We start from the raw sequence: 16,684 nt of genomic DNA, 5'->3' as shown, positions 1-16,684 counted from the left end.
ACTTGAAACGGAAAGCTGGATTAGCTCCTGAAAAAAATACCAGGGAAAATTGTCCATCACATAGCGTGCTTTCTCCATGTTTTAAAATCTGTAATCGTTGCAACTTTGTAATGTCAAAAGACAACAACTCATAATAACATTAAAAATTAAATACAATGGCACGATTAACAGCATTAAACCTAGAAGAAGTAACAGGAAAAACTAAAGATTTATTCAACGCAGTTCAGGCAAAATTAGGCGTTGTACCAAACATGATGAGAACAATGGGAAATTCTCCAGCGGTTTTGGAAGGATATTTGAATTTGAGTGGCGCTTTGAGCCACGGAAAATTAAGCGCTAAAACAGGAGAATTAATTGCCTTGGCAGTTTCAGAAAGCAACTCTTGTGATTACTGTTTAGCAGCTCACACTTTTATTGGAGAAAAATTATTAAAAGCAGATCCAGTAGCTTTACACGCAGCAAGAACAGGAAATTCTACTGATGCAAAGACAGAAGCGATTTTACAATTAGCAAAAACATTAATCAGTAAAGGAGGCTTAGTAAATGACGAAGATGTAAACAAAGCTAAAAACGCTGGAGTTTCTGATGCAGAAATTGCCGAAACTGTTGCACATACAGCTTTGAACGTATTAACAAACTACTTTAACAATTTAGCGAATACTGAAATTGATTTTCCTGCAGTATAATTAAACAGCACTTTCACAATAACAAAAAACAATGTATAAAGATAGCTCTGAATTTATTTGAGAGCTATCTTTATATTTCCAAAAATGAAATAAATTTATGAGTTCTCAAAATGTTTTCACTTTAATCAATCCGCAGAATGGGAATTTGGCTTTTAAAATTCTTCCTTTTGATGATAACAGCCACTTTGACCATTTACAGCGCAATAATTACTACTCTTTAATTTGGGTAACAAAAGGAAAAGGCAAAGTAAAAGCCGATTTTGCAGAGCATCATTTTGAAGAAAACTCACTTCTTGCCTTTTCTCCTTATCAACCGTTTATGCTTTGTGTGAATGAGTCGATTGAAGGAATTGCAATTCATTTTCATCCTGATTTTTATTGCATTCATATGCATCAAAAAGAGGTTTCCTGCAATGGCGTTTTGTTCAATAATATTTATCAGCCACCGTATGTTCAGGTTACAGAACAAGCAGAACAGACTTTTAAAATGGTGATTGAACAAATGAAAGCTGAAATTCAGAATGCTGAATTGGCGCAGTACGAATTATTGATTTCATATTTAAAAATCTTTTTAATCACAGCTTCAAGATTAAAAACAGAACAATTGGAAGAAATGAAATCGGTTCCAGATTCTAAAGAACCTTTGATTCTCCAAAATCTAAAAGATGCTATAGAGCTTAATTTCAAAACCAAACATTCGGCTGGAAATTATGCTGATTTATTGAATATTTCTCCAAAAGCATTAGCGAAATTGTCTAAGAATTATTTCAATAAAACTTTAACCGATTTGATTTCGGAAAGAATTATTATTGAAGCCAAAAGAGAACTTTATTTGACCAACAAAACGGTAAAAGAAATTGCGTACGAATTAGGTTATGATGACGAACATTATTTCAGTCGTTTCTTTAAAACGAATGCCGATGTTTCTCCTCAAATGTATCGCGAAACTGTTGGTTTTGGTAAAATGGACACTTAGTTTAGAGTTTTCAGTTTTCAGTCACAGTTTTCAGCAATTACAGACCTGAAAACTGTGACTGAAAACTGTGACTATTTATTTTTCGCTTCAATCCATTTTGACATATACATCGTGCTTTTAAAAGCGTGATGCTGAAGCATATTTCCCATAAAATTATGTAAACGATGACTTTCAGAATCTATCAAAAGTGAATTTACCACTGAAATCAATTGAGCTGAATAATTGCTTTTTTGATAGCATCCATTAATAATTGTAATTCCGTTTTTCTGGGCTTGTTTCCAAAGATTCTCATCTTGATATAATGCAATTGCTTTTTTTGAGAATTCCTCTGGATTATCTTCAATAAAACCATTCCAAGGTAAATTGGCATGCATGGCTTCTGAACCAATCGATGTTGTCGCGCTCGGCGTTCCGCATTGCATGGCTTCTAATAATTTTCCTTTCAGACCCGCTCCAAAACGAATTGGCGCCAAAACAATTCTTGATTTTTTTACAATTTCATTGGCATCTTCAGCTCTTCCCATAATAAAAAAGCCATTTTTCGGCTGATGCAATTGCAATACTTTTTGTGAAGGATATGCGCCATAAACTTCTAAAACGGCTTCTGGAAAATTCTTTTTTAACGAAGGCCAAACGGCTTCTTTTAAATATTGAACCGTATTCCAATTCGGTTCATGAAGAAAATTTCCGATGAAAACAAAATTTTTTCGCTCTTCAAAAGAAGGTAATTTCTGCAACTCTTCTTCATCCATTTTTTCAACTAAAAAAGGAAGATAAAACAGTAAAGTTTCATTGATTTTGAAAACATTTTTTAGAATATCCATTTCAAATTCAGAAATAATTAAAGACACATCGCAACGTAAAATACTGGCGATTTCTCGTTTTGCAACTTCTTCAGATAACAAATCAATAAGTTCAAAATTTATGTTTTCTTTAAACGCTTTTTGTCGCGCTGTTCGCAGACAATGCAAATCTTCCGTATCAAGAATTCTTATTGCTTTGGGGCAGTTTTCAATCACTCTCCATCCAAATTGTTCTTCGATCATAAAGCGATCAAATAAGACAACATCTGGATTTAATTCTTTTATAAAGCCATCAAAACTCGAAGAATTCAGTTCGATGTTTCTTTTTATTACTCCAAATTCAGCTAAATCAACCATAAAATCGCTATCCTGAGCCGCGCTCGCAAATGTAATTTCAAATCCATTTTCTTTGAAAATAGAAATCAACTGCATCATTCTTCCGCCTGCCGCAGAAGACTTTGGCTCGGGCCAGACAAACCCAATAATTAAAAGTTTTTTTAGCTGATTCATTCTAATTGGTTTCAACTTACAAAATAATGCTTTTTTCCGCGGATTTGCACCCAATTTCCTGAAATTCGGTCGTAAAAAAACACTAATTTTGCAAAATCTAAATGCCTGGAAATTATGTTAGGATTAAAATTAGCTACAGACCCTCGCTGGGTAAATATCGTTGAATCAAATATCGAAGAAATTTTAACGGATCACGCCTGGTGTGAACAAAAAGCGGCTTCAAATGCCATTAGCATCGTTACTTACAATTCTGAAATTGAAGAATTGGTAACAGAAATGTTAGTTATTGCTAGAGAAGAACTGGAACATTTTCAAATGGTTCACGACATTATAAAACAGCGCGGACTTACTTTAGGGCGTGAGCGTAAAGACCATTATGTAAATGAACTTTTTAAATTCATGAAAAAAGACGGAAGCCGAAGAGATGCGCTTTGCGACAGATTATTATTTTCTGCTATGATTGAAGCGAGAAGTTGTGAGCGTTTTAAAGTGCTTTCTGAAAATATTCAGGATAAGGAATTGGCTAAATTCTACCGCGATTTAATGATTTCTGAGGCTGGTCATTATACAACATTTTTAGGATTCGCCAGAAAATATCAAGACAATATCGATATTGATAAAAGATGGAAAGAATGGATTGAATATGAAGGTTCCATCATTACCAATTATGGTAAAAATGAAACCGTACACGGCTAATTTATACTCGTTTTTTGACTTTATTTTTATACTCTAATACAACAATTCGTTATGCAAAAAAGTAAATCCAGATCAATCGTATTTAAAATTGCGAAGTATTTCGGAATCACTTTCGCTGTTCTTTTAGGATTACTATTTTTAACGCCTATCGTTTTTGAAGATCAGATTAAGGAACAGATTAAAAAAACTGCTAATGAAAGATTAAGTGCAGAGCTTAATTATTCTGATGTTTCTGTTTCGTTTTTCCGCCATTTTCCTTCGCTAACGCTTACACTAGACAATTTAAGTCTTAATGGTTCGGCTCCGTATAAAAACGAAAAATTTATTACTGCAAAAGAGGTTTCTTTTGGGATTAACGTTGCTAGTTTGATTTTCAGCAAGTCGGTAAAAATTGATCAGATTTATTTGTCTGATTCTTTTATCAATGTAAAAGTGAATCCAAACGGAGAAGCCAATTACAATATTTACAAATCGCAGGAACAGGCTTCAAAATCGAAAGACAGCAGTGATACCGCATTAAAACTAGAACGAATTGAAATCTTAAACAGTAAAATTGTTTACGACGATAAATCGACAAAAGTGCATTTTGATGCCTTTGGATTTAATTATTTAGGAAAAGGAGATTTAAACAAAGCTGTTTTTGATTTGTATTCTAAAGCTAAAATCGAAAAATTAAATATCGTTTATGAGGACGAACCTTATTTAATGAACAAAAAAATTGATGCCGATTTGATTACAAAAGTAAACATCAACTCGCTTTCGTTCTTTTTCCAGCAGAACAATTTAAAAATCAATCAGCTTTTGGTAGATTTTAAAGGAAAATTTGACATCCTGAAAGATGGTTACAATATGGATTTTGTAATTAAATCGGATAACAGCAAATTGTACGACGTTTTTACAGCTTTCCCGCCAAAATACATTACCTGGCTGGCTCAAACTGAATTAAAAGGAAACACCAATCTTCTTTTTACTTTAAAGGGAAAATATATTGCATCGCAAAATATAGCTCCGGATTTAAATTTGGACGTAAAAATAAACGACGGATTTGTCAATTATAACAAAAGCGCCTTTCCGGTTTCTAACCTTAATTTAGACATTAAAACTAAAGTTCCGTCTTTAAATCCGGACTTAGTAATTGTTGATGCTCAAAATTTATCTTTAAACATTAATCAGGATTATTTGAAATCGAAGTTTATGGTTAAAGGTGTAAATACTCCGGATATCAACGGTGATTTTAAAGCTAAAATTGATCTTGAAAAACTAGTGAATGCTCTGGGAATTCCAGATATAAAACTAAAAGGATCTTTAGCCAGCGACATCAAAACAAACGGAGTTTTTGACCAAAAGAATAAACGTTTTCCTGTAACCAATGGTACAATCAACTTGGAAAATGGATATTTAAAAACACCTTATTATCCAAATCCGATTACGAATATCATAATCAAATCTAAAATTGAGAATCAAAAAGGAACTTTCCAGGATTTGAAAGTCAATTTAAAACCAACTCAATTTACTTTTGAAGGAAAACCAGTTTTTGTTGAAGCTGACTTAAGCAATTTTGATGATTTAACTTATGATGTAAAAGCAAAGGGTGAATTGGATGTTAATCGAATTTACAAAGTTTTCTCACAGAAAGGACTTGATCTGGATGGTTTCGTAAAAGCCGACGTCGTTTTAAAAGGAAAACAAAGCGATGCCGAAAAAGGACATTACAGCAAATTGCACAATAAAGGAACACTTGAACTGAGAAATATCGGTATCACATCTGAATATCTACCTAAAAAATTCATCATAAAAGAAGGAATTTTCAAAATCAATCAGGATAAAATGTATTTCAATAACTTTTTAGCCTCATACGGCCAATCTGATTTTACAATGAATGGCTATCTTCAAAATGTCTTTAATTACGCAACAACAAATACAGGCGTTTTAAGAGGTTCTTTCAAATCTGCATCACGCTATATTAATGTTGATGAATTTATGTCAGAAACAAGTTCTGAAACTTCTGTAACACAAACTTCAACCCCGAAAACGGAAACAAAACCAGAAAACACACAAACTGGAGTAATTATCATTCCAACAAATTTAAATCTGAACTTTACTGCTAACGCTCAAAAAGTAAATTTTGACAAATTAAAACTTCAAAACGCTGTTGGAAATTTAAGCATGAAAAAAGGCAAACTAACAATGCAGAATACAGGTTTCGACCTTATTGGTTGCAAAGTTACAATGAATGCCAATTATCAAGCTGTAACAACTAAAAAAGCTAATTTTGATTATGCTATCAAGGCAACTGATTTTGATATTAAAAGAGCATATAACGAAATTGACGTTTTCAGAAAAATGGCCAGTGCAGCCGAAAAAGCACAAGGAATTGTTTCTTTGGATTATCAGCTAAAAGGCCGCTTAAATGCTAATATGGAGCCTGTTTACCCTTCACTTGTGGGAGGCGGAACACTTTCTGTAAAAGATGTGAAAGTTCGCGGATTGAAAATGTTTAATGCCGTAAGCAAGCAGACAAATTCGGAATCTATGAAAAATCCAGATCTTTCGAAAGTAGATATAAAAACTACAGTTAAAAACAATATTATAACTGTAGACCGTTTTAAATTTAAATTTGCAGGCTTCAGGCCTAGAATTGAAGGAACAACTAGCCTTGATGGAAAACTGAACTTAAAAATGCGTTTAGGATTGCCTCCATTTGGGATTTTCGGAATTCCGTTAACAGTTACCGGAACTCAAGATAATCCTAAGGTAAAAGTTGGACGTAAGACCGAGGATTTGAAAGAAACTGAAGATACTGAGGAATAAAATTTCAAACTAAAAACTCCAAATTACAAATTCCAAATCGTGTTTCAACATATAACCTTTGTCAAAGTTTTAAACTTTGACAAAGGTTTTTTTTTGCACAATCTGTCATGGCGAGGAACGAGGCAACCTCACTAATAAAAAGACCTCTAATTTGATTAGAATGTGAGATTGCTTCGTTTCTCGCAAAGATCAATCTTTATGGAGCTTCTTGTGAAGATCCCTCGTTCCTCGGGACGACAATATTGTGATTATCCCTTCTTAAAATTTTAAACTATAATAAAAAACAAAAAACCCGATCTTTTCAGAACGGGTTTTTTATAAAAAGTAATCTATGATTATTATGCCTCGAATGGGATAATAGATACATAAGATTTGTTATCTCTTTTCTTTTGGAACTTAACAACTCCTGCTACTCTTGCGTGTAGTGTGTGATCTTTACTGATGTAAACATTTTCACCTGGATTGTGTTTTGAACCTCTTTGTCTAACGATGATGTTCCCAGCAATAGCAGCTTGTCCACCATAAATCTTAACGCCTAGACGTTTTGATTCTGATTCTCTACCATTCTTCGAACTACCGACACCTTTCTTGTGAGCCATGACGTATGAGTTTAAATATTGTTATTATTCTTTAGTAGCTTCTTTTTTTGCTTTTGGAGCTGCCTTTTTTGCTTTTGGAGCTTCTACTTCTTCAGTAGCTGCTTCTTCTGCTACAACCGCTTTTTTAGCTGCTGCTTTTTTAGTTCCTCCTGCTGCAGTAATACCTTCAATTACAATTTGTGTAAGATATTGTCTGTGACCATTTCTCTTTTTGTATCCTTTTCTTCTTTTCTTTTTGAAAACGATAACTTTATCACCTTTTAAGTGTTGTAACACTTTAGCTTCTACTGAAGCACCTTCTATAGCTGGGGCGCCTAAAGTTACATTTCCGTTATCATCTAATAAAAGAACTTTGTCAAAAGAAACTTTTGAACCTTCTTCGTTAGCTAAACGGTGAACATAAACCTTTAAGTCTTTGCTTACTTTAAATTGTTGCCCTGCTATCTCTACGATTGCATACATATCAAATTGATTTATTGAATTTTAAGGTTGCAAATATACAACTAATAATTTACTATGCAACCTATAGCTGCAAAAATATTTTATCCATAAAAAATACTGGTTTTCAAGCCTTTTATCATAATATTTCCGTTTTATTTAAAGTAAAAGATTGTTAAAATAATCGGAATTTGAAAACAAAACTGCAATACGTAATTAAAAAAAACTATTTTTGATGTAACTAAAATCAACTCTGACCTACCTACTCTTTGTTTGATATATAAAATTATTAATCTTTATGAAAAAATCAATAATGATGTTAAGTGCTGCATTAATGCTTGGCGGAGTAGCTCATGCTCAAAAAGTAGCTTTTGAAGAATACAATTTAGATAATGGCCTGCATGTCATTTTGCACAATGACCCATCGGCACCCGTTGTTATTACATCTGTAATGTATCACGTCGGATCAAAAGACGAACGCCCAGACAGAACGGGATTTGCACACTTTTTTGAACATTTATTATTTGAAGGAACACAAAATATAAAGCGTGGCGAATGGATGAAAATAGTTACTGCAAACGGGGGTGTTAATAATGCAAATACTTCTGATGATAGAACCTATTATTACGAAGTTTTCCCTTCCAACAGTTTAGAGCTTGGTTTATGGATGGAATCAGAAAGGCTAATGCATCCTATTATTAACAAGGTTGGTGTTGACACTCAAAATGAAGTTGTAAAAGAAGAAAAGAGAATGCGTTATGACAACCAACCATATGGAAATATCCTGGCAGAGGTTAAGAAAAACATGTTCAAAAATCATCCGTACAGATGGACAACTATCGGATCTATGAAAGATTTGGACGCGGCAACTTTAGAAGAATTTCAAGCTTTCAATAAAAAATTCTATACTCCAAACAATGCGGTTTTAGTTGTTGCTGGAGATTTTGACAAAGCAAAAACCAAAGAATGGATTCAGAAGTATTTTGGACCAATTCCAAGAGGCGAAGAAGTTAAAAAACAAACTTTTACTGAGGAACCAATCACACAGACGATTAAAGCAACTTATGAAGACCCAAACATTCAGATTCCTATGGTTGTGGCTTCATACAGAACACCTTCTATGAAAACTAGAGATGCGAGAGTTTTAGATTTAATTTCTTCTTATTTGAGCGATGGAAAAAGTTCTAAACTTTACAAAAAAATCGTTGACGATAAAAAAATGGCCTTACAAATCGGTGCGGTAGGTTTTAGCCAAGAAGATTACGGAACCTATATATTATACGGATTGCCAATGGCTCCAAATACAACAGCCGATATTTTAAAAGAAATGGATGAAGAGATCGTAAAAATTCAAACTGATCTAATTTCCGAAAAAGATTACGAAAAACTACAAAACAAATTCGATAATAATTATGTGAATGCAAATTCAAGTGTAGAAGGAATTGCAGAAAACCTAGCTTCATATTATTTGCTTTACGGAGATGTTAATTTAATCAACACCGAAATAGACATTTATCATTCTATTACAAGAGAAGAAATTAGGGAAGTTGCCAAGAAATACCTTAATCCGAATCAGCGCTTAATTTTAGATTACATTCCTACCAACAAATCTCAAAACTAAGAATATCGAATCATGAAAACAATATATACTTTTTTAATCCTTTTATTCGTAACTGGAATTATGCAAGCACAAGATCGTCCACAACCCAAACCAGGAAATGCCCCAGTAGTCAACATCAAAAAACCGCAGACTTTCGTTTTATCAAACGGAATGAAGGTTTTAGTTGTTGAAAACCATAAATTACCTAGAGTAAGCTTTACTTTAACTTTAGATAACGCACCATTTACTGAAGGCAACAAAAAAGGAGTTGACGAATTAACAAGCAGTTTAATCGGAAACGGAACAAAAAAAACAACCAAAGAAGCTTTTAATGAAGAAATTGATTTTTACGGAGCTAATATCAACTTTACTTCGCAAGGAGCTTACGCAAGTGCGTTATCAAAATATTCTGGACGAGTTTTAGAACTTTTAGCAGAAGGTGCTTTGCAACCAAATTTTACTCAAACAGAATTTGACAAAGAAAAAGCAAAACTTTTAGAAGGTTTAAAAGCTGACGAAAAAAGCGTTCCTGCAATCTCAAACAGAGTTGTTGATGTTTTAGCATTCGGAAAAAATCACCCGACAGGAGAATATCTTTCGGAAGAAACGGTAAAAAATGTAACATTAGAAGATGTTCAAAACAATTACAAAACGTATTTTGTTCCAGAAAATGCCTATTTAGTTGTTATCGGTGATGTAAAATTTAAGGAAGTAAAAAGTTCTGTAGAAAAATTATTCAAAGACTGGAAAAAACAAGCCGCTCCTAAAAACAGCTACCCAGATCCTGTGAATGTTGCAAACCTTCAAATTGATTTTGTTGATGTTCCAAATGCAGTTCAATCTGAAATTTCGTTAGTAAATACAGTTAATTTAAAAATGAGCGATCCTGATTTCTTCCCTGCCGTAATTGCTAATCAAATTTTAGGAGGAGATTTCAACAGCTATTTAAACATGAATTTACGTGAACAGCACGCTTGGACTTACGGAGCAAACTCAAGCATTGGAAGCGGAAAATATGTAACAAAATTTAAGGCTTCTTCTGCCGTAAGAAATACTGTTACAGATAGCGCTGTTGTTCAGTTTATAAAAGAGATCAAACGCATTCGTACAGAAAGAGTTGATCCAGAAGTTTTACGAAATGTAAAAGCAGGTTATATCGGAAGATTTGTAATGCAGGTTGAAAAACCACAGGCTGTAGCACGTTATGCCTTAAACATTGAAACAGAAAAACTTCCAGCTGATTTCTACGAAAAATATATTCAAACAATCAACAACGTTACAGCAGACGATATTTATCGCGTTGCAAACAAATATTTCCTTTTGGACAATATGCGAATTGTAATAGTTGGAAAAGGTTCTGATGTTATTTCTAGTCTAGAAAAACTAAATATTCCTATTTCTTATTTCGATAAATTCGGAAACCCAGTCGAAAAACCTTCTACAAAAAAAGAAGCTCCAAAGGATATAACTGCAAAAACGGTTTTCGAAAACTACATCAAAGCAATTGGTGGAGAAAAAGCTGTTACCGCAGTTAAAACACTTTACATGGATGGTTCAACAACTATTCCGCAAGCTCCTACTCCATTGACTTTTACATCTAAATTAGATTCTAAAGGAAAAATGATGGTTTCTCTTTCTATGGGAACTATGAATTTAATGAAACAAGTTGTAAATGAAAAAGGAGCTTACGTAGAACAGCAAGGTCAAAGAAAAAATCTTGAAGGCGCAGATTTAGCAGAAATGAAAGCCAACGCAACTCCATTTGAAGAATTACAGCTGGCTAAAAGAGCAGATTTAAAAGTTGAAGGAATAGAACCTATTAACGGAAATGATGCTTATGTAATTAAAGATGGCAAAACAACTTACTATTACGACGTTAAATCTGGTTTAAAAACAGCAGAATCTAAAGTTCGCGAACAGGGCGGAAAATCAACTACACAAATCACTAATTTTGGTGATTATAAAGAAGTAAAAGGCGTTAAAGTTCCTTTTAATCTAGTTCAGAATGTTGGTTTTGAATTAGACATCAAAATGTCTGATATTAAGATTAATGAAGGAGTTTCTGAGAAAGATTTTTTGTAGAAGATACTAAGGTTCTGAGATACTAAGATACTAAGATTTTTGAAGGCTTTGTCAAAGTTTAAAACTTTGACAAAGCTTTTTTTTATTTCATAACTTTTTTTGTCAGGCTGAGCGAAGTCGAAGCCCCGTTTCAATTAGCACTCCCTTTGACTTTGCTCAGGGTGACATGTATCATACTTTATTTCTTAGCCGACAAATAAACACCAATCAAAATAACAAAAGCTCCAACAGACTGAATTGGCGTAAGCATTTCATTATCCAAAAGTCCCCAAAAGAATGCCACAATCGGAATTAAATACGTTACCGATGTTGCAAATACAGGTGATGAAATTTGAATTAATTTAAAGAAAAGCACATTTGCGATTCCCGTCCCTAAAACCCCTAAAATCATTACAAATAAAATAGAATGCTGGGTTTCTTCGGCATGAAAAGTTTGACTAATATTTGTTGTGCTCAAAACCATTAAAGCCGGCAAGAATAAAACAGCAAAATTTCCTGTTGTAATGCTAAGTGAGTTTAAGTCATGCAAGTATTTTTTAATTAAATTTACATTGATGGCATAACTAAGCGTTGCAATTACTACTAAAAGAACATATAAATAATTTTGAGTGCCAGAAGTAGAATCTCCGCTTAAAACCAAAAGCAAACAACCAATCAAACCAATAAAAACGCCAAAAACTTGACGCTTCTGAAATTGAATACCAAATGCGACAATTCCTAAAACTAATGTATTTAAAGGTGTAAGCGAATTTAAAATTGCTACAATTGAGCTATTAACTTGAGTTTCGGCAATGGCAAAAAGATAGGCTGGCATAAAAGTTCCGAAAAACGAGGTGATTGCAACATATTTCCATTGGCGACGGGAAATTTTTCTTAAACTATTAAATCCCACTATTAACAAAAACAACGCCGCAAAGATGATTCTGAATGATCCGACCTGAATAGCAGTTAACCCAACCAATCCTTTTTTTATCAAAATAAAAGAACTTCCCCAAATTAGAGAAAGAATTGTTAAATAAATCCACTTTAGCTGTTTTGTTTCCATAAATTGCATTTTACTGCAAATTTGTAATTATTTTGCGAACTGACCGCTGTCTTTTTACTAATTTTGCAAGAAAGAAATCGCAATTTAAAATTTATATATAATGAAAATTTCAAAAATATTAATCTCTGCCACAATCGCTGGTTTAGTATTTGTTGGCTGTAAAAAAGAAGAAGACAAAAGCCTTCAGGTTGTAAATGCAGAAAAAAGTGCTCCAAAAGAACACAAACCAATTGCTGCTGAAAACCTACAAACTGCAAGTTTTACAATCGAAGGAATGACTTGTGCTGTTGGATGCGCTAAAACAATCGAAGAAGAATTAGCAAATCTTGACGGAGTTGAAAAAGCAACAGTTGATTTTGACAAAAAAACAGCAACGGTAAGTTTTGACAAAACAATCCAAAACTCAGAATCTTTGACAAAAGTGGTTCAAGAAACTGGAGACGGAAAAACATATAAAGTTTCGAATTTTAAGTCTTAACTTTAAAACTTAGTCATAAAAAAAGGAATCCAATTGGATTCCTTTTTTTATTTCCATTTCAATGTTTCCATTAAACGCTGCATATCATTTTTCACATAACTTGCCGCCGGCATAATCGAATCAAAATTTGGTTTTGCATAAAAATATACAGAACCTATTAAAAAGTGTTTCGTACTGTCTGTAACGTAAAATTGTGAATTCGTAGCTGCATTTCCATCAACTTGATAAAACATTCCGTAAACCTTTTTCTGCGGATTTAAATACGGTTGTTCTAAAATATCATCAGCTTTGATAACGTGCTCGTAAGTCAGTTTTTGAGCATCTCGCAATAACTTATCAATATTATTATTTACGGGTTTATACGTCAAATAGATTGTGGCTTTCATTTTAGGATAATTAATTGCAAATCCGCATTCTTTTTCTCCTTTAATAATTGCCGATTCATTCATTTCAAAAGTGAAAGGACAATTGTTTTCAAAATTCACATATTTTGCTTCTGGATAATCTAATCTTAGATAACTTGCCGGTTTTGGCAAAACATCATTTTTACAGCTTATAACTGTAAGTGCAAGCAAAATTGCAGCTATTGAAAGTATTCTATTTAACATTCTAATTTATGGTTACTTTTATTTGTTTTACACGCTTTTTGTCAACGGTTTCAACGGTGAAAATACAGTTTTCAAAAGGCACTTTCTGATCTTTTTTCGGAAAATTACCTAAAATCTCCAAAATAAATCCAGCTAATGTTTCGGCTTCTCCTTTATGAGATTCAAAAACATCTTCATCAACATCTACAATTCTGTAGAAATCTTTAAGGTTAATTTTTCCCTCAAAAAGGAAATTATTTTCGTCAATCTGTGAGAAATTCAGGTTTTCATCGTCAAACTCATCACTTATATCGCCCACAATTTCTTCAATTACATCTTCTAAGGAAACCAATCCTGAAGTTCCGCCATATTCATCAACTACAATTGCTAAGTGGCTTTTTAAACTTTGAAAATCCTTCAACAGATTATCCAGCTTTTTATTCTCAGGAACAAAGAACGCTTCTCTTATCAAAGATGCCCAATCAAATTCTTCTTTATCAATATGAGGCAATAAATCTTTCACAAAAAGAACTCCTTCAATCTGATCAATGTTATCACGATAAACTGGAATTCTAGAAAAACCTGTTTCAATTATTTTAGGATAAATCTCAGCAAAAGTCTCTGATATTTCTAATGCAAAAATATCAATTCTTGGGCTCATTACTTGCTTTGTGTCGGTATTTCCGAAAGAAACAATTCCTTCTAAAATTTTTTGTTCTTCTGTAGAAGTCCCTTCAGAATCTGTCAATTCCAAAGCCTGAGACAGCTGATTGATTGAGAAATTATTCTTTTGTTTTCCTAATTTATCTTGCAAATATAGAGTAAGCGCTCGCATTGGCAAACTTATTGGCGAAAGTACTTTATCTAAAAACGCTAATGGATAAGCAACTCCTTTTGCAAAACGCACACTATTTCGGCTTGCGTAAACTTTCGGAAGCACTTCGCCAAATAGCAATATTAGAAAAGTGACTAAGATAACTTCTAATGTAAACTTTAAAGCGACAGAACTAACATTGGCAAAAATATTTGGCCCCATGTAAGCAAACAAGATAACAACGCCAATGTTGAAAAAATTATTTGCAACCAGTAAAGTTGCCAGAAGTTTTTTAGGTTTATCTAATAAATTGGATATAATTTTTCCTTTAGCCAAATTATCATTTAAAGTATCATCGATATCTTTTTGAGATAAAGAAAAAAGAGCAACTTCAGCACCTGAAACGATAGCTGAGAGAAATAACAAAATAAAGATTGAGACGGAACCAATTATAAAATTAGCGTCAAAATTTGTAGTAAAAAGTAAACTGGGCTCTGGGTCCAAATTGCATAAAATTAGTTAAACATCTTAGAAAGGCAAGTCATTAATAGGAAGCCCCTCATTTGCAGCATCAAAGTTAGTGTTTTTTGCTGGTTCTGTATCTTGATTTTGTCTGGTATGTGCAGTTTCTTTTTTGGTAGTCAAGAAAGTAAACTCTGTCACCTGAATTTCTGTTGTATATTTTGTTGTACCATCTTCAGCCTGCCATTGACGAGATTTTATTCTTCCTTCAACATAAATTTTATCTCCTTTCGAAAGATATTTTTCGCAGATTTCTGCTGCTTTATTACGAACAACCAAATTATGCCATTCGGTCGAAGTAATTTTTTCGTTGGTTGTTTTGTTGATATAAACTTCATTAGTAGCCAGCTGAAACCGTCCGATACAGTTTCCTCCATCAAAATAATGCATCTTTACATCATCTCCCAAATGGCCAATAAGCATCACTTTATTTAATGTTCCGTTCATAGTTTAGGTGGTATTTCTACCAAAGATACATTTTTTTAGCAATTTATTTCTTGCTTTTCTATAAAATTATAAATCACGATAGGAAAAGGAAAAGTCTTCAGTTTTTCAGTATCGATTCCGTTTTCGATTTTCTCTTTTATTTTTATTTTCCAGAACTGTATATGTAGGTGCTGGTGCGAAAGTTTATGCACAACTGTAGATTCTTGACAATCTTCTATACCTATTATAGTATAGTTCGTAAAAATTTCTTCTTTTGCTTTTTTTGAAACTATTTCAAAATCGACGATAGATTCTGTTTCTAAAAGTGGAAATTCATAAAGATTATGCCAGATTCCTTTTGCCGTTCTTTTATGTATTATTGTATTTCCTGAAGCATCTTCTAGAATCAGATAATTAAAATAGCGATTGGTTACTTTTATCTTTTTAGATTTTATAGGAAGTATATTTACTTTACCTTTTTGCAATGCTGCACAACTTTCATTAAAATCACAAATAGAACAATCTGGACTTTTAGGCACGCACTGCAAAGCACCAAATTCCATTATAGCCTGATTAAAAATCGCTGGATTATCTTTTGGCATTAATTCTTGAGCCAAAGCCGCAAACTCTTTTTTAGTAGCAGGCAGCGCAATATCAGATTCAATATCAAAATAACGCGATAATACTCGAAATACATTTCCGTCGACAACCGGAACCACTTCATTATAAGAAAAAGAAGCAATTGCAGCCGCCGTGTACTCACCAACTCCTTTAAGTTTTAAAAGTTCCTTGTATGAATTTGGAAAAACACCATTTAGATCATTACTTATAAATTGAGCCGTTTTATGAAGATTTCGAGCCCTTGAATAATACCCCAAACCTTGCCAAAGTTTTAAAATTTTCTCTTCTGAAGCATCTGCTAAATGTTTTACAGTAGGAAATTCCTTAGTAAAAGAGAAAAAATAAGGCATTCCTTGCGCAACTCTTGTCTGCTGAAGCATAATTTCTGAGAGCCAAATCTGGTACGGATCGACTGTTTTTCGCCACGGCAAATCACGCTTGTTTCGTAAATACCATTTTATCAATATGTTATGAAAATCCATTGCAAAATACTTAGAATACAAAAGTAAATGTTTATGTAATTAAAATTTAACGAATTAGCTTGATTAATTATTTTTTTAATTCCTATATTTGCAAACTCAAAAAAATAGTACACCATTTATAAAATAAAATAGGAAAGAAAATGACGAAAGCAGATATCGTAGCGAAAATTTCAGAGAAATTAGGTCTTGAAAAAGGAGACGTTCAAGCAACAGTTGAAACTTTTATGGAAGAAGTTAAAACTTCTTTAGAAACTGGAGACAATGTATACCTAAGAGGTTTTGGTAGTTTTATCGTAAAAACTAGAGCTGAAAAGACTGGAAGAAACATTTCTAAAAACACTACAATTAAAATTCCAGCACACAACATTCCTGCGTTTAAACCTGCAAAAGTTTTTGTAGAAGGAGTTAAAACAAACAACGAAGCAAAATAATATTAATTAACATAAATCAGACACGATATGCCAAGTGGTAAAAAAAGAAAGAGACATAAGGTAGCGACTCACAAACG

At 33.0% G+C, this 16,684-nt stretch carries 16 protein-coding genes; 8 read left to right on the top strand and 8 right to left on the bottom strand.

The window, feature by feature from the left end; genetic code table 11:
- Positions 1–155 precede the first annotated feature (155 nt).
- Together HNP35_RS05055 and HNP35_RS05050 are read left to right on the top strand one after the other, a co-directional pair.
- Entirely contained in the window at positions 156–686 is a 531-nt protein-coding gene (locus HNP35_RS05055; RefSeq protein WP_184157914.1) for a carboxymuconolactone decarboxylase family protein, read from the top strand.
- 97 nt (positions 687–783) lie between these two features.
- Positions 784–1,662, top strand: a complete 879-nt coding sequence (locus tag HNP35_RS05050) for a helix-turn-helix domain-containing protein (protein ID WP_184157915.1) — start codon at positions 784–786, stop codon at positions 1,660–1,662.
- Positions 1,663–1,733: 71 nt separating this feature from the next.
- Here the strand turns inward: HNP35_RS05050 and HNP35_RS05045 are convergent, their stop codons facing one another.
- Entirely contained in the window at positions 1,734–2,975 is a 1,242-nt protein-coding gene (locus HNP35_RS05045) for a glycosyltransferase family 4 protein (protein WP_184157916.1), read from the bottom strand.
- A gap of 114 nt (positions 2,976–3,089) precedes the next feature.
- Between HNP35_RS05045 and HNP35_RS05040 the strand changes: the two genes are divergently transcribed.
- Positions 3,090–3,671 carry a tRNA-(ms[2]io[6]A)-hydroxylase gene (locus HNP35_RS05040; protein ID WP_184157917.1) on the top strand — a complete coding sequence of 194 codons (582 nt, stop codon included), beginning with the start codon at positions 3,090–3,092 and terminating at the stop codon, positions 3,669–3,671.
- Between the two features lie 51 nt (positions 3,672–3,722).
- Positions 3,723–6,482: an AsmA-like C-terminal region-containing protein gene (locus HNP35_RS05035; RefSeq protein WP_184157918.1), complete on the top strand. Its 2,760-nt coding sequence runs from the start codon at positions 3,723–3,725 to the stop codon at positions 6,480–6,482.
- 338 nt (positions 6,483–6,820) lie between these two features.
- Here HNP35_RS05035 and rpmA read toward each other — a convergent pair whose 3' ends face one another.
- Positions 6,821–7,081, bottom strand: coding sequence for a 50S ribosomal protein L27 (rpmA, locus tag HNP35_RS05030; RefSeq protein ID WP_012023622.1), 261 nt, complete (start codon positions 7,079–7,081; stop codon positions 6,821–6,823).
- Positions 7,082–7,105: 24 nt separating this feature from the next.
- The gene (gene rplU / locus HNP35_RS05025) at positions 7,106–7,543 is read right to left on the bottom strand and encodes a 50S ribosomal protein L21 (protein ID WP_073412831.1); all 438 of its coding nucleotides are present in this window, start codon (positions 7,541–7,543) and stop codon (positions 7,106–7,108) included.
- A gap of 274 nt (positions 7,544–7,817) precedes the next feature.
- Between rplU and HNP35_RS05020 the strand changes: the two genes are divergently transcribed.
- Positions 7,818–9,140, top strand: a complete 1,323-nt coding sequence (locus tag HNP35_RS05020) for a M16 family metallopeptidase (protein WP_184157919.1) — start codon at positions 7,818–7,820, stop codon at positions 9,138–9,140.
- Between the two features lie 12 nt (positions 9,141–9,152).
- On the top strand, positions 9,153–11,201 hold the full coding sequence (locus HNP35_RS05015) for an insulinase family protein (protein WP_246453331.1): 2,049 nt from the start codon (positions 9,153–9,155) through the stop codon (positions 11,199–11,201).
- A 178-nt stretch (positions 11,202–11,379) separates the two neighbouring features.
- Here the strand turns inward: HNP35_RS05015 and HNP35_RS05010 are convergent, their stop codons facing one another.
- Positions 11,380–12,246 (bottom strand): DMT family transporter, encoded by an 867-nt coding sequence (locus HNP35_RS05010; protein ID WP_184157920.1) that lies wholly within the window; start codon positions 12,244–12,246, stop codon positions 11,380–11,382.
- A 100-nt stretch (positions 12,247–12,346) separates the two neighbouring features.
- Here HNP35_RS05010 and HNP35_RS05005 point away from each other — a divergent pair, with 100 nt between their 5' ends.
- The gene (locus HNP35_RS05005; RefSeq protein ID WP_184157921.1) at positions 12,347–12,724 is read left to right on the top strand and encodes a heavy-metal-associated domain-containing protein; all 378 of its coding nucleotides are present in this window, start codon (positions 12,347–12,349) and stop codon (positions 12,722–12,724) included.
- A 47-nt stretch (positions 12,725–12,771) separates the two neighbouring features.
- Here HNP35_RS05005 and gldD read toward each other — a convergent pair whose 3' ends face one another.
- The 4 genes from gldD to mutY are packed head-to-tail and all read right to left on the bottom strand — an operon-like array spanning position 12,772 to position 16,176.
- Entirely contained in the window at positions 12,772–13,332 is a 561-nt protein-coding gene (gene gldD / locus HNP35_RS05000; RefSeq protein ID WP_184157922.1) for a gliding motility lipoprotein GldD, read from the bottom strand.
- 1 nt (position 13,333) lies between these two features.
- Positions 13,334–14,629, bottom strand: coding sequence for a gliding motility-associated protein GldE (locus HNP35_RS04995; RefSeq protein WP_184157923.1), 1,296 nt, complete (start codon positions 14,627–14,629; stop codon positions 13,334–13,336).
- Positions 14,630–14,653: 24 nt separating this feature from the next.
- On the bottom strand, positions 14,654–15,094 hold the full coding sequence (locus tag HNP35_RS04990) for a single-stranded DNA-binding protein (protein WP_184157924.1): 441 nt from the start codon (positions 15,092–15,094) through the stop codon (positions 14,654–14,656).
- 35 nt (positions 15,095–15,129) lie between these two features.
- Positions 15,130–16,176, bottom strand: a complete 1,047-nt coding sequence (mutY, locus tag HNP35_RS04985) for an A/G-specific adenine glycosylase (RefSeq protein WP_184157925.1) — start codon at positions 16,174–16,176, stop codon at positions 15,130–15,132.
- 140 nt (positions 16,177–16,316) lie between these two features.
- Here mutY and HNP35_RS04980 point away from each other — a divergent pair, with 140 nt between their 5' ends.
- A complete protein-coding gene (locus HNP35_RS04980) occupies positions 16,317–16,607 on the top strand; it encodes an HU family DNA-binding protein (protein ID WP_007805026.1) in 291 nt (96 codons plus the stop codon).
- Positions 16,608–16,684 lie beyond the last annotated feature (77 nt).

The sequence above is a fragment of the Flavobacterium notoginsengisoli genome, assembly GCF_014207905.1.
In the GTDB taxonomy this organism is placed as follows: Bacteria; Bacteroidota; Bacteroidia; order Flavobacteriales; family Flavobacteriaceae; genus Flavobacterium; species Flavobacterium notoginsengisoli_A.
This window is presented reverse-complemented; position numbering and strand designations above follow the sequence as displayed.